Source organism: Streptomyces sp. NPDC050509 (assembly GCF_044457965.1).
GTDB lineage: Bacteria > Actinomycetota > Actinomycetes > Streptomycetales > Streptomycetaceae > Streptomyces.
On the sequence record NZ_JBITHL010000007.1, the window covers coordinates 391,574 to 404,737 of the forward strand.

General features: G+C 70.1%; 12 protein-coding genes. 2 read left to right on the forward strand and 10 right to left on the reverse strand.

Features of this window, described 5'->3' with window-relative positions; genetic code table 11:
* Nucleotides 1-396 precede the first annotated feature (396 nt).
* The 5 genes from ACIBJC_RS22155 to ACIBJC_RS22175 all read right to left on the reverse strand — a co-directional run bounded on the left by ACIBJC_RS22155 (nt 397) and on the right by ACIBJC_RS22175 (nt 5,994).
* A complete protein-coding gene (locus tag ACIBJC_RS22155; protein WP_399294984.1) occupies nt 397-1,530 on the reverse strand; it encodes a hypothetical protein in 1,134 nt (377 codons plus the stop codon).
* A complete protein-coding gene (locus tag ACIBJC_RS22160; RefSeq protein ID WP_399294986.1) occupies nt 1,527-2,432 on the reverse strand; it encodes an NAD-binding protein in 906 nt (301 codons plus the stop codon). The genes ACIBJC_RS22155 and ACIBJC_RS22160 overlap by 4 nt, the downstream gene beginning before the upstream one ends.
* Nucleotides 2,429-3,628 (reverse strand): hypothetical protein, encoded by a 1,200-nt coding sequence (locus ACIBJC_RS22165; RefSeq protein ID WP_399294988.1) that lies wholly within the window; start codon nt 3,626-3,628, stop codon nt 2,429-2,431. Before ACIBJC_RS22165 ends, ACIBJC_RS22160 begins: the two co-directional genes overlap by 4 nt.
* A gap of 181 nt (nt 3,629-3,809) precedes the next feature.
* Complete coding sequence (locus ACIBJC_RS22170; RefSeq protein ID WP_399294990.1) at nt 3,810-4,232, reverse strand: ATP-binding protein; 423 nt, start codon at nt 4,230-4,232, stop codon at nt 3,810-3,812.
* Between the two features lie 550 nt (nt 4,233-4,782).
* Nucleotides 4,783-5,994, reverse strand: a complete 1,212-nt coding sequence (locus tag ACIBJC_RS22175) for a helix-turn-helix domain-containing protein (protein WP_399294992.1) — start codon at nt 5,992-5,994, stop codon at nt 4,783-4,785.
* A gap of 106 nt (nt 5,995-6,100) precedes the next feature.
* On the opposite strand from ACIBJC_RS22175, the gene ACIBJC_RS22180 reads away from it, so the two are divergent.
* Nucleotides 6,101-6,781 (forward strand): HAD family hydrolase, encoded by a 681-nt coding sequence (locus tag ACIBJC_RS22180; protein WP_399294994.1) that lies wholly within the window; start codon nt 6,101-6,103, stop codon nt 6,779-6,781.
* A 150-nt stretch (nt 6,782-6,931) separates the two neighbouring features.
* Here ACIBJC_RS22180 and ACIBJC_RS22185 read toward each other — a convergent pair whose 3' ends face one another.
* The 3 genes from ACIBJC_RS22185 to ACIBJC_RS22195 all read right to left on the reverse strand — a co-directional run bounded on the left by ACIBJC_RS22185 (nt 6,932) and on the right by ACIBJC_RS22195 (nt 10,008).
* Entirely contained in the window at nt 6,932-8,428 is a 1,497-nt protein-coding gene (locus ACIBJC_RS22185) for a tripartite tricarboxylate transporter permease (protein WP_399294996.1), read from the reverse strand.
* Nucleotides 8,429-8,431: 3 nt separating this feature from the next.
* Entirely contained in the window at nt 8,432-8,914 is a 483-nt protein-coding gene (locus tag ACIBJC_RS22190; RefSeq protein ID WP_399295187.1) for a tripartite tricarboxylate transporter TctB family protein, read from the reverse strand.
* A 110-nt stretch (nt 8,915-9,024) separates the two neighbouring features.
* Nucleotides 9,025-10,008 carry a Bug family tripartite tricarboxylate transporter substrate binding protein gene (locus tag ACIBJC_RS22195; protein ID WP_399294998.1) on the reverse strand — a complete coding sequence of 328 codons (984 nt, stop codon included), beginning with the start codon at nt 10,006-10,008 and terminating at the stop codon, nt 9,025-9,027.
* A 289-nt stretch (nt 10,009-10,297) separates the two neighbouring features.
* Between ACIBJC_RS22195 and ACIBJC_RS22200 the strand changes: the two genes are divergently transcribed.
* On the forward strand, nt 10,298-10,981 hold the full coding sequence (locus ACIBJC_RS22200; RefSeq protein ID WP_399295189.1) for a response regulator: 684 nt from the start codon (nt 10,298-10,300) through the stop codon (nt 10,979-10,981).
* A gap of 38 nt (nt 10,982-11,019) precedes the next feature.
* On the opposite strand, the gene ACIBJC_RS22205 is transcribed toward ACIBJC_RS22200, so the two are convergent.
* Nucleotides 11,020-11,934: an SDR family oxidoreductase gene (locus ACIBJC_RS22205; RefSeq protein WP_399295000.1), complete on the reverse strand. Its 915-nt coding sequence runs from the start codon at nt 11,932-11,934 to the stop codon at nt 11,020-11,022.
* A 136-nt stretch (nt 11,935-12,070) separates the two neighbouring features.
* Nucleotides 12,071-13,153: a rhamnogalacturonan acetylesterase gene (locus ACIBJC_RS22210; RefSeq protein ID WP_399295002.1), complete on the reverse strand. Its 1,083-nt coding sequence runs from the start codon at nt 13,151-13,153 to the stop codon at nt 12,071-12,073.
* Between the last annotated feature and the right edge of the window lie 11 nt (nt 13,154-13,164).

The window sequence follows — 13,164 nt, forward strand, 5'->3', positions numbered from 1 at the left end:
TGGTGACAGCCGCCACTGACAACGGGCCCGCCGTCGCCCTCCGGGGCCGCGACGCCGCGCAAGGGCCGCCCCACAGTGCGATCGGCTTCCGGATCTGCGCGTCCGGGAAACGTCATGTCCGCGAGCTGAGCTGACTTCCGGCGTCTCTCTCCCCCCGGTGTCCAGCTCAGCGGGAGCCCCGGCATGCTTCTCCGCGCGTGCCCGGCAGGACGGTGGACCGGTCGGTGTCCGGAGTGTGGGCGATCGGGTCGTCGTCCTCGTGCCGTCCAGAGCAGCATTCGGAGGGTCAGGATGGCAGGACGCGGTCGATGAGCTGCTGGACCACAGAACGGGCACGTTGCGCTACTCGCTGCACCAGCAGAGGCCATTGATCCACGTCCTGTTCACGGCCGGCGTTCAGACTGTGTTGGCGACCTTGCCCAGCACAGCGGCGTCGGCCGAGACATCGTGGCTGAGCCGCACGGCACGGTGCGGTAACGCTGCGAGACGCGACACCACCTCGGCGCGAGCGCTCGCCTTGCCGCCACCGTCCACGCCCTGCGCCAGCCCGAAGACGTCCGGATACCGGTCCTCCGTCGGGCCCGACATGAAGTCGCCGTCCCCCAGCGTGCGAGCGACGTCGATGATGTCGGGCGTCGAGTTGACGTCGACCTGAGGGAAGAGCACTCCAGCCGCCCGGCCGCCCGTGGCCAGAGGCACGTCAAACAGGTCCGGGAACTGGTCCGGAAACACCTGAACCTTCCGCTCCTTCCCCTTGCTGTCCCACAGCGGCGTGTGGTCCCGGGCAAGCAGTGCCTCCGTCACATCCGGGTGCTGAGTCGGATGGAACGTGCCCCCGGCCCGCAGGTGTTCGCGAGCGATGGCGTCCCAGCCCAGCGAGTGGAGGAGACCGAGGCCGAGCGCGGCGGCGGACGGCCAGGGCACGACCTCGACGTCCCGCTCGCCGGTCGGCCGGATCAGGACCCGGTCGTTGGCGAGTAGCTGCCAGCCGTGCGAGGCGAGCAACAGGGCCGTGGTCGTCTTCCCGGCCCCCTTGTCACCGAAGGTGAGAAGCGTCGCCCCGTCGTCCGGCCGCACGACCGCAGAGGAGTGGAGCACGGCCCAGCCGTCTCGCAGAAGCTGACCACGGATCGCCTCCCGCGCGAGGCGCGCGGCGGCCAGAGCAAGCGGTTGAGCCTCTGCGCCCACAAGGACGACGCGGCCGGTGGACGGGGTGCTGCGGTACGCGATGACCTCGTCCGGCGACATCGCGATGACGTCCTCGCCGTCGCGCGCCGCCAGCAGCGGGTACTTCGCGTACTCCACGGCCTCCGTGGGCCGGCCGTCACGGACGAGGCACGTGATCGCTTCGTAGCCGGCACGGTCGACACGTGCGGTCACCACGTCGTCGGCGGGTACGCCGGACGCGTCCACCGACGTGGCGTTCCACCATGGTCCGAAGTAGCGCAGGGCCCAGTTGGTCACCTCCGGCTGGTCGCTGAGTACCGTCACGGCCGCCGCAGCGGCCTCGAGTCGGGTAGCACTGATCACGGAATGATCCTCTCGGTGTGAGCAGGGAGATGGGCGTAGGCGTCACGGAGACTGCTGGCTGCGGAGTCCAGCCGAAGGCGTTCGGATCGAGTGAGTCGGGGCAGGCACGGCACGGCCTGACCGTCGGTGAAGCGCATCGGAATTCCGAGCCAGACGTCCCCGTACGGCACGGACAGCTCCTCGATACCGTCGACCAGGCCGAGGGCCTTGCGGAGGGTCGACAACACGGCGCCGGCGGGCCCGCAGCGGGTACGACCGATTCCCCTACGGATCAGTGCTGGTCGTTGTTGGAGTTCTCCCATGACCGCATGTATCGCGACCGGGACCGGGCGACTGGCGACGGTCGTCGTGGATACGCACACGACTGCGCAGTCACCGTGCTCGCCGATCACGTGGCCGCGCACGAGGTCCGGGGACACCTGAGCGTGCCGGGCCAGCAGGAGCCGGTACCGGGCCGAGTCCAGGTTCGACCCGATCCCGAAGACCCGGGCACAACCGGACACCTCGGCGAACCTTCGAGTCATCAGATCAACAGGGTTCGTCACGACGATGGCGAGGCCGCCGTACCCGCGCAGATCCCGTGCAAGGGCGCCGAGAGCAGTGGCATTCGCCACTGCGCCGCCGCGCCGGATGTCCCGCTCGGCGGTGTTCTTGAAGTCGGCACGGAGGGCGATCACCACCGCGTCACAACCGTGGAGGTCAGCGACTTCGCCGACCTCGACCTTCGTACGCGACCCGGCTGCGTGCGCAAGGTCCTGGAGGTCGGTGGTCAAGCCATGGACCTGGTCCGGCTGCCGGGACACCACAAGGAGTTGTCCCGGCACTGCGGCGGCTGCGAGGACGGCGGCGAGCGTCCGCCCGACGGCCCCCGCCCCGACGATCCCCACCATCGGACCGCTCACCGAGTGCCCCCGGCAGCGTGGTCCACCTCGGAGAAGACCGCGTCCAGGAGCCGATGACCGGTCATCGCCCCGACGAGGAGGGCACTCACCCGGTCCACGATGCCCGCCACCGTACGGGCGTGCGCGACGAGGGACTGTTGATGAGGAGCGAGCGGAAGGCCCCGAGGGGCGCTGAGGCACGTGCTCAGGATGCTCACGATGTCCATGAGCCACAGGATCATCACCTCGCGGACTCGCGCCGCTCGATCGCGTGCAGGCAGCGCCGCAGCATGACGGGCGAGCGTCGATGCGACTCCTTGCACGATCGCCCGAGCAGCGCGCCACTCGGAATTTCCGATAGCGAGAAGCACCGTCCGGCCCGTGAGCTTCGCGACATCCGGTTCCGGACCGGCAGCCCAGTGCACTGCCGGGTCAATGAAGCGGAGGCGCGGGCCATCAATGTAGACGTGCTCCGGTTTGAGGTCACCGAACACCGTGGTGTTACGGCGAAACGAGATCGCATCGGCCATCCGGTGCAGCCGCCACACCGCACTCCGGAGCAGCTCCACAACCTCTTGGCGCCCGTGCTCCGGGAGCCCGCAGTCCCGGCCCAGCTCCCGGAGGTAGGCGTTGGCGCTCAAGCCGTTGAACTTTCTGCGGAAGACGGCTGCGACGGACCGTTCGCCGATGGGTGCCGCTCCGCGCAGGCACTCCGCGCCGGCCGGTCCGTGCAGATCGCGGAGAGTGAGGAGAGTCGCGTCCAGAAGCTCGCCCGTCTCCCACGGACGAGCCCACACGGCGTCAGCCAGGGGCATTCCCTCCACCATCCGAGTGAGGAGTACGCCGTCACGCAGGCCGGCCGTCTCACACACGCGGGGGCGTTCGAGCCTGCGAAGTGCTTCCAAGTGGCGTGCCTCGCGCGCCGTCAGCAGATCGGTGCCGCGGACGTATGCTCGCTGTGTTTCCTGTACCTCCTCCCACGTCCCTCCGGCGCCCCGCAGGAGAGACACCAAGGACATGCCCAGCCAGCTGTACTTGGCCATCAGCTCGGCCCCGTCCACCGTGACCCGGCAGACGTACGACGTGACGCTCGGGCACTGCGGGCCGAGAACGATGTCCTTGTCCGGCCACAGGTCTTCAACCGCGCGGATGATGGTCCGCCGGGTCGCGGTGTGCAGCAGCGCCGCACTCACCGTCGTACCGCTCATAGTGGTCACCGACCGCCTCCTTGTGGGATCGCGCTTCCTTCGAGGGCTCGCCGCACTGACGAGATGGCGACGGCCGTCCCGTCCGTGCGCGGCGCGTGCTGGGGTCCTGGGCTATCTGCTCGTACCGCCGACGACGAGCGCGGCGAGCAGCGCTGCAAGACTCACCACGTAGAGGACCTGGCGGGTGGGCTCACTCACCGGGCTCGGCCTCCAGCAGGCCCAGCTCCGCCCATACGCGCTTCCCCCACGGCAGCGGCTCGACGCCCCACCGGCCGCCGCTCAGCGCCTCGACGATCTCCATACCTCGCCCGGTTTCCTCATCCGGTCCGGCAGGCCGGGGCTTGGGGTGCTCCCGCGACAGGTCCACGACCGCGACCTGGACCCGCTCATCGCTGAGCCGCGTCACGGTCACCCGGACGGAGTCCCGTCGTGCATGCGCGATCGCGTTGGTCACGAGTTCACTGATGACGACCTCGGCCGTATCCCGGACGCTGTTCATACCCCAGACGTCCAAGGCCAGGTGGAGGAGGCGCCGCGCGCCGTACGCGGATTCCGGGGCCCTCGGTAGGGTCTCGGTGTACGCGGGCAGCGTGCCCGTTCCGGTCTCGACCATGACGAGCGAACCAATCCTGATGGGCCTGGAGGGTCTTCTGCCGGCCGTCCCCGAGTGCGGCAGCACCGCATAAGGGGAAGGGGCAAAGGCGTGCGCCTCAACCATCGTGACGACCCTTCGAACTGGAGAAAACGTCTCGGCCGAGAGCGGTCAGGGCGGCGATGCGTGCCGGGGGACAGAGCAGGGCCGGGCCGTCGAGCGGCGACACCCACCACGGACCACCGTCGTCCGGGGGCGCGGTGAGCTCCGGCGCCGGGAGCAGGAGCAGAGCCCCTTGTCGGTGCGTCACCACGCCGGGCCGCGCGGATCCACAATCACAGTTCCGGGAAGGTTCAAGCAGGAAAGGGCCCGCAACCCGAAGTACCGGGCGACCCTGATTGCCTCCCAGCTCGGGGACACAACAGCATCCCTGGAGCGTGACGGCACGGACGGTGGCCCTGTCATCACCTGGGTTCTCATCTCGTCGGCGACTATGGCGAGAAGGAAGTTACGTCGCATTCGCGCCGACGCCCCGAACTGAGAGTTCGGGGGCACTCCTGGTTCGGGGTGTTTACGCGATGCCGAGGCGTTCGGCGAGGTTGGAAACCTGCCGCCGGTAGGTCGGGCGTACGCGCTGGAGGAGGCCCGTCACCATCTCGACGGCGAGGGGGCTTCGGGCCATGTCCTCACTGCTCAGCTTCTCCAGGTCCAGGAGGTGCACGAGAACAGCCGCGTCATCCCTCCGAAGGTCGTAGCAGCGCGCAAGGTCGAGGGTGAACGTGAACTGCCGCTCTCGGCTCGGGAGTCGGGAGATGTCGACCTCGTCTGCCAGGCGCAACCCCTCGGCGCTGTGACCAGCAAGCATTTCGATGCTGAGGGCGTGCAGGTGGATATTTGTCGGGCCGAATACGGTCCACATGGTGTTGGAGTCTCCGGCTCTCTCGCCGAGCGGAGTCGCCTCCTGGAGCAGGCGCTCGCGGGCGTCCCACCATTTCTTGCTCTGCGCTTCCGCGACGACGCGGACGAGTTCCAGTGCCCCTTGCATCGCAGCCTTGTCCGCACTGTCCGGGACGGCTTGGAGTGCGTCGACCGCGATGCGGGCGACCTCTTCCGCTTCTTGCGCGCCGCCGTCCTGGGACAGGAGACAGTGCCCCAGGTTCCAGTGTGCGGCTGCCAGTCGGATCGGGTCGTCCGCCTCCTCCGCGGCTCGGCGCGCCCGGTCCGCGGCCATGAGGGAGAGGTCGAGACGGCCGGACCGGCGACAGTAGGAGCGCAGGAGGCCGTACAAGTCAGCCGCCAAGCGGAGGATGTCACGTCGGGCTGTCACGTCGCTTGACGTGCGGTGCGCCCGGACAGAGTGCTCGACGTCCTCGATGAGGGCAGGAAGCATGGTCTCGATCTCGACGAAACGCTCCGCACTGGTCTGCCAGACCCGCCAGGCGGTCTCAACGCGCTCCCGTAATTCCGCCGGCCCTGCGGCGGGGGCTGAGCGTGTCGAGCCGTACCCCATGAGGGCCCGGGCGACATCCGGCGCAGTCGTGAGGGACGGTGGCGATTTCACGGGCGTCTCATCGGACAGGAGGGCCGCAACCGGGACGTCGAGCTCGGCAGCTATCCGCGCCAGCAACTTGGGCGAGGGGGTGCGCTTTCCGTTTTCGATCATCGAGAGGTACCGCTCGGAGATCGAGCACAGCCCCGCGACAGCCACCAGCGATCGGTTGCCGTGCTTCTTCCGGTAGTACCTGATCCGTGCCCCGATAGGCAGCTTCGGAGTTTCCGCCATCCGCTCTCCCGTGTTACGCCAGCGCAGGGCGGGACTCTCCGCATTGGGGACGTTCCGCACTATCGTGGGACTGATTGTGATGCAAAATTGGGGAGGAGCACCACGTATGCCTCATCTGGTCTTGTGGGACATCGACCACACGCTCATCGAGTCACGCGGCGTGGGGCGTGAACTGTCCGCTGCGGCTTTCGAGCAGGTGACCGGTCGGCCCATGCGGGACCAAGCGAAGATCGACGGCATCACGGAGGCCGTGATCTTCCGTGAGACCGCGATGATGCACGGCCTTACAACGAACCGCAGCGACTTCGAGCGGTTCGCGCAGGCTCTCACCGAGCAGCACGTGCAGCACGCCGCGGAGTTGAGGGAGCGTGGTTCCGCGCTCGCCGGTGCGGCAGCCGCACTTGACGCCCTCGCGGCGGCGAAGGTCCAACAGACCGTAGTGACGGGCAACGTCCGCGCGGTCGCAGAGATCAAGCTGAACGTCTTCGGCCTCGACACACACATCGACTGGGACGTCGGCGCGTACGGAGAGGACGCGGATCTCCGCCCCTCTCTCGTCAGCCTCGCTCTCGCCCGCTCATCCGCCACGGCGGCGGACGCGGTACTGATCGGCGACACCCCGGCGGACGTCCAGGGCGGGCGAGAGAACGGCGTCCGGACCATCGCCATCGCCACAGGCCGAAACTCCGCGGCCAGTCTGCGCGAGGCGGGCGCCGATGTCGTCCTGACCGACCTGACCGACATCGACCTCCTCCTCAGACTAGTCACGGACCGCATGCAGACATGAACTCCGTGCGATCGGCAACAGCACCCCGCACGCCGAGCTCGGCCACGTCCCCGAAGGGAGAACGCCCGCCCCGGAGTCGTAGGGGCGGGCGTTCCGTCGGACGGGCACTCCCGTCGGTGGGACACCCGCGACGGGAGTCACACCGCTACGTTACGACGCCGGCCTCCGGCGCGCCGCGATCAGCTTCCGTATCCCCGGCCAGGCCAGGAGCAGCACGATCACCGCGTACACCGTGACCGAGAACGGGGTGTTGACCAGGCCGGTCACGCTCCCGTCGCTGATCTGGAGCGCGCGCCGCAACTGTTGTTCGGCGGCCGGGCCCAGGATGACGCCGATGACGGCGGGCAGCACGGGCAGGCCGTAGCGCCGCATCCCGAAGCCGATCAGGCCGATGATCAGCAGGATGACCAGGTCGAGCGCCTCGCCGCCGACCGCGTACGCGCCGACCGCCGCGAAGAAGAGGATCCCCGCGTAGAGGTACGGGCGCGGGATGCGCAGCAGCTTGGCCCAGACCGGAGCGAGCGGGAGGTTGAGCGCGAGCAGCAGCACCATGCCGACGAAGAGGGAGGCGATCAGCCCCCAGACCAGGTCGGGTTCACGTTCGAAGAGCAGCGGTCCCGGCTGGATGCCGTACTGCTGGAAGGCGGCGAGCATCACCGCGGCGACGGCCGTCGTGGGCAGTCCGAGGGTGAGCATCGAGACCAGCGTGCCGGCCGCCGAGGCGGACGCGGCCGACTCGGGGCCCGCCACGCCTTCGATGGCGCCCTTGCCGAACTCGTCCTTGTGCCGGGAGAGCCGCTTCTCGGTGACGTAGGAGAGGAAGGTGGGGATCTCCGCGCCGCCGGCCGGGATCGCCCCGAACGGGAAGCCGATGAGCGGCCCGCGCAGCCACGGCCGCCAGGTGCGGCGGAGGTCCTTCTTCGCCAGCCAGGGGCGGCCGACCGGGATCGCCTCGCCCGAGGTGCGGCGCAGATGGGCGGCGACCCACAGGGCCTCGCCGATCGCGAAGAGGCCGACCGCGACGATCACCACGTCGATGCCGTCGGCGAGTTGGAGGGTTCCGAAGGTGAGCCGCTGCTGGCCGGTCATCTGGTCGAGCCCGACCAGTCCGAGGGTGAGGCCGATGAGGAGGGAGGCGAGGCCGCGGATCCGGGACGAGCCGAGGACGGACGTCACGGCGATGAAGGCGAGCACCATGATCGCGAAGTAGTCGGGGGCGCCGATGTCGACGGCGAGCGAGGCGACGGTCGGGGCGAGGACGACCAGCAGGATCGTGCCGATCATGCCGCCCGCGAAGTGCCCGCCGGCCGCCGCGGCGAGCGCCTGGGCGCCCCGGCCCGCCTTGGCCATCGGGTTGCCCTCGATCGCCGCCACGACGGCGGCGCTCTCCCCCGGGGTGTTGAGCAGGATGGAGGTGGTGGAGCCGCCGAACATGGCGCCGTAGTAGATGCCGGCGAACATGATGAACGCGCCGGTCGGTTCGAGTCCGTACGTCACCGGGAGCAGCAGCGCGACCGCCATGGCGGGGCCGATGCCGGGCAGGACGCCGATCGCGGTGCCGAGCAGCACGCCGATCGCGGCCCAGAGCAGGTTCATCGGCGTGAGCGCGGTACCGAAGCCGTCGATGAGGGAGTTGAGGGAGTCCATCGGTTACAGCACCCCCATCAGCGGGCCACCGGGGAGGGGGACACCGAGCAGGTTGTTGAAGACGAAGTAGGTGAGGAGGGAGAGCCCCGCGGCGATCAGCGGGTCGCGGTCGTAGTGGCGGCTGCCCAGCGCGTACGCCGAGCCCCAGAAGAGCAGGGCGCCGGAGATGGGGAAGCCGAGCGGGCCGATGAGGACGGCGTTGGCGAGGAAGACCCCGGCGAGCAGCAGGACGGTGCGCCAGTCGCTGGGCTCGGCGAGGTCGATGTCCTCGCCGCCCTCGGCCTCGCCCCGGCCGCCGCGCAGCACATCGAGGGTGAGGAGTACGGCGACCACGAGCAGCCCGGTGCCCACGACGACGGGGACGGTCTTCGGGCCGACGGGGCCGCGCTGGGTGAGGTCGACGGTCATGGTGAGGGCGTCGGTGAGGACGAGGACGCCGAGGGCGAGCAGCAGCAGGCCGACGCCGAGCTCGGAGTGTTCGCGCAGCCAGGAGCGGGCGTCGCGGGGGCCTGCCGTGGCCGCGACGGCGCCAGGCGTGTTCGGAGTGCCCGGGGCGTCAGGGGCGTTCGGCGTGTCCGGGGTGTCGGTGGGCGGTGTCACAGTCCCAGCTCCTTGAGAACGGAGTCGACGCGCCGGTCTTCCTTCGCGAGGAAGTCACCGAACTCGTCGCCGGTGAGGAAGGCGTCGGCCCAGCCGTTCTTCTTGAGCGACTCCCGCCACTGGGGCGAGTCGTGCAGCTTCTCGAAGAAGGCCAGCAGCTTGTCGCGTTCGGCGCCGGAGAGGCCGGGCGGTGCGACGATGCCGCGCCAGTTGGTGAAGTCGGTGTCGAGACCGGCCTCGCGCAGGGTGGGGGCGTCCAGGCCCGGCAGCCGCTCGGGTCCGGTGACGGCGAGGAGCCGCAGCTCCCCGGACTCGATCTGGTCGAGGTACTCGCCGACGCCGGAGACGCCGAAGGCGACCTTGTTGCCGAGGATGGAGGCGAGGAGTTCGCCGCCGCCGTCGAACGGTACGTAGTTGACGGTCTTCGGCGCGATACCGGCGGCCTTCGCCATCAGCATCGGGGCGAGATGGTCGGGCCCGCCGGGCGAGGAGCCGCCGCCGACCGGGACCTTGGCGGGGTTGGCCTTCCAGGCCGTGACCAGGTCGTCCATCGTCCGGTACGGGGAGTCCTTGCCGACGACGACGATGTCCGACTCCTCGGTGATCCGGGCGATCGGAGTGGTGTCGGCGAGGGTCTTGGGCGACTTGTTGGTGTGGACGGCGCCGACCACCCCGAGGCCCATGGACATCGCGAGCTTGCCGTTGCCGTGCTCACCGACGAGCCGGGTGAGCCCTACGGTGCCACCCGCGCCGGGCAGGTTGAAGACCTCGATGTTGTGGGTGAGTTCGGCGTCCTCGGCGTTCTTGGCCATGGTGCGGGCCGTGATGTCGTAGCCGCCGCCGGGGGTGTTGGGGACCATGAAACGCAGGCCGGGTATCTGCGTGCCGGTGTCGGTGCCACTGCCCGAGGTGAGCAGCGGCGGCCCCACCAGCACCAGCAGTGCCGACCCGAGCAGGGCCAGAGGGGTGCGCAATCGCACGTGTGCCGCCCTTCGGAAGGTGGTGTGAAGTGGGCCACATGTTGCCTGCGCGTTAACAAGCTGTCTCTCTTCCGGAATCAACGGACGTTGTGGTCGTTGTGGTCGCGGCTTAGGGTCTGTTCCGGGTTTCCCCGTGGGAGAAGGAGCGGTGTCTGGTGCGTGCGATCGCAAGGCGCTGGAGCGTCCTCGTAGCGGAGCTACGTGGGCGTTTCGGCAACGCCGCGAGCGCGCGTGCCAGGCTTCGCGACGCCGCGGGGAAACCCGGAGCAGGCCCTGGCGTGTGCGCGTGATGAAAGTGCTGGTGGTGGACGACGACTTCATGGTCGCCAAGCTGCACAGCCGCTATGTGTCCGCGATGGACGGCTTTACGGTCGTCGGTGTGGCGCACAGCGGCGCCGAGGCGCTGCGCGCGGCCGAACGGCTCCGGCCCGACCTGGTGCTGCTCGACATCTACCTGCCCGACATGGACGGGATCGCGGTCCTGCGGGAGCTGCGGGCGGCGGAGGAGCGGGACGGCCGGGCCGGCACGGTCGACGCCCTGTTCATCACGGCGGCACGGGACGCGGAGCTGATCCGCGCGGCGCTGCGGGCGGGCGCGCTGCACTATCTGATCAAGCCGTTCCACCGGACGGCGCTCCAGGAGCAGCTTCAGCACGTGGCGTCGCTGCGGAGCCGGCTGGCCGGTCTGGGCGAGGCGCGCCAGGAGGACGTCGACCACATCTTCGGCGCCCGCCCGCCGGGCAGCCGTGGCCTCCCGAAGGGCCTGGCCCCGCACACGGCGGAGCTGGTGGAACGCGTCCTGCGGGAGAACACCGAGGGGCTCTCCGCCACCGAGTGCGCGGCGGCGGGAGCCCTCTCCCGGGTGAGCGCCCGCCGCTACCTGGAGTACTTCGCGACGACGGGCCGCGCTGAGATCTCCCTGCGCTACGGCGGTACGGGCCGCCCGGAGCGCCGCTACCGCTGGACGGGGTGAGGGGTCACCGGCACGAACGGGTCACCGTGCGGGCCCGCTCAGCGGTAGCCGCTCGCGTCGGCGGGCTTGTCGGCGTCCTGTACCTCGACGAGGTAGCGGAAGGCGTCCGGCCGGCTGCCGTCGACGTCCGTGAAGCCGTAGACCTCCGCGAGCCCGCCGCTCGACAGCGACTGCCCGTTCCACCGGTTCACCGCGGGGTCGGCGGCCAGGGCGGTCACGGCCCGTCCGACGTAGCGCGGGGTCTCGGAGATGCAGAAGTGCGGCACCTGCTCCAGTGCGTCGCGCCATGATCCCTCGGTCACGCCGAACTGCTCCAGCATGATCTCCGACCGCATCCACCCGGGCGTCAGGGCCACCGCCGTACCGCCGCGTGATCCCAGTTCGTGGCCCAGCGCGAAGGCCATCCGCAGGACGGCGGCCTTGGCGACGTCGTAGAAGAACGAGTTCCGGTAGGTGTCGCGGTTGTACTCCGCGGTGCCGTCGGTCATCTCGACCACCAGGCCGCCTTCGTTCCGCAGGAGGAGGGGAAGGGCGTGGTGGCTGGTGATCGCGTGGGTCTCCACCGCGAGCCGGAGCAGCCGCAGCCCGTTGTCGAGGTCGTGCTCCCATACGGGGACGTCCCACTCGAAGAGGTTCTCGCCGCCCCAGATGTCGTTGACGAGGAGGTCGAGCCGGCCCTGTTCGGACGCGATGCGGTCCACCAGGGCGCGGACCTGGGAAGGGACCAGGTGGTCGGTCGGGACGGCGATGCCGTGGCCGCCCGCCTCGGTCACGAGGTCGGCGGTGTCCTCGATGGTCTCGGGGCGGTCGTAATCCGAGCGCTGCTTGCGGGTGCTGCGGCCGGTCACGTAGACCGTGGCGCCTGCCGCGCCGAGTTCCACCGCGATGCCCCGGCCCGCTCCCCGGGTCGCTCCCGCGACGAGCGCGACCTTGCCGTCCAGCCTTGCTGACATGTGTGTCTGTCCTTCCGTGTCCACGTACCACTGTCGTGCCGGCGCCTGAAGTGGCGGCGCCAGCACGATGATGGCGTGAATACCCGACATCTTCTGTCAGGTATTCACGCGGACCCGCGGGTCGGGATGCCGGCGGTCAGCGCACCACCCTTGCCGGGATCAGCCGCTGTGCGCGCAGCTCCCCGAGGACGAGGGAGGCGAACTCCGTCGCTCCCCTGACCGAGGTGTGCGTGTTGTCGCGTTTCTCGTCGTAGAGGAAGAGCGCCTTGGACGCCTCGGGGCCCAGCTCCTCCACCCGGTGTTTGGTGAGCGCCGTGAGGTCGACGAGGGGGATGTTCCGGTCCCTGGCGAGGGCGCGCATCTCGGCCGGGAGGTCGACGCCCAGGCCGTTCACGTTCAGGGCCGTGCCGTTGTCGAGCGTCCCGTCGGCGTTGAACCAGCGGCGGACGATCGGGGTGACCAGGACGGGCCGGCCGCCCCTGGCCCTGACCCGGTCCGTCAGCTCCGTGAGGTTGGCGCGGTAGACGTCGGCGGGCGTCTGCTTGTCGTTGTGGGCGAGCTGGACGAGGACCAGGTCGCCGCGGCCCACCCGGGACTCGACGGCGGGGAAGAGCGCGGGCGTGTCCAGGAAGGACTGCGAACCCTCCCCCGAATCCGAGTAGTTGGCGACCGAGATGCCGCTGCGGAGGTACTGCGGGAGCTGCTGGCCCCATCCCGTGTACGGTTCGCCCGCCTGGTCGCAGACCGTCGAGTCACCGGCCAGGAAGAGCTGGGGCGTACGGGGCGCCGGGGTGACCCGGAGCCCCGCCAGGAGGGGCGCCGCGCCGTCGAAGCGCAGGTCGAGCCCGGGGGTGCCGCTCGGGCCCGTGGGTTCGCCCTCGGGTTCGCGTACGTCCACGGTGAAGCCGCGCCGTACGGTCCGGCCCGCCGCGGTCGCCGTTTCGTCCAGCATCGTCCGGCGGGTCTCCGCCGAGACGCCGGTTGAGCCCGCCGTGGCGCCGCCGAGCAGGGCCGACACCTCGTACGTACCCGGTGGCACGTCGATGTGGCAGACCACCGGGGAGGTGCCCGCGCACCCGGCGGGCAGGCGCGGTGGGCGGGCCTGGGCGGGGGACGACAGGGCCGTCGCCGCCGTGAGGGCGGCCAGCACCAGCGCGCCGGTGTGCCGGGCGAGGGTGCCGCGTCTCCTCGCTCGTGCGCGTTCCTGTTCCTCTTCCATGGGGTCCCCTC

Excerpts from the sequence above, each read along its gene's own strand:
- ACIBJC_RS22180 (WP_399294994.1), top strand. The coding sequence starts at position 6,101 with ATGCCTCATCTGGTCTTGTGGGACATCGACCACACGCTCATCGAGTCA.
- ACIBJC_RS22210 (WP_399295002.1), bottom strand. The coding sequence starts at position 13,153 with ATGGAAGAGGAACAGGAACGCGCACGAGCGAGGAGACGCGGCACCCTC.
- ACIBJC_RS22185 (WP_399294996.1), bottom strand. The coding sequence starts at position 8,428 with ATGGACTCCCTCAACTCCCTCATCGACGGCTTCGGTACCGCGCTCACG.
- ACIBJC_RS22200 (WP_399295189.1), top strand. The coding sequence starts at position 10,298 with ATGAAAGTGCTGGTGGTGGACGACGACTTCATGGTCGCCAAGCTGCAC.
- ACIBJC_RS22205 (WP_399295000.1), bottom strand. The coding sequence starts at position 11,934 with ATGTCAGCAAGGCTGGACGGCAAGGTCGCGCTCGTCGCGGGAGCGACC.
- ACIBJC_RS22170 (WP_399294990.1), bottom strand. The coding sequence starts at position 4,232 with ATGGTCGAGACCGGAACGGGCACGCTGCCCGCGTACACCGAGACCCTA.
- ACIBJC_RS22175 (WP_399294992.1), bottom strand. The coding sequence starts at position 5,994 with ATGGCGGAAACTCCGAAGCTGCCTATCGGGGCACGGATCAGGTACTAC.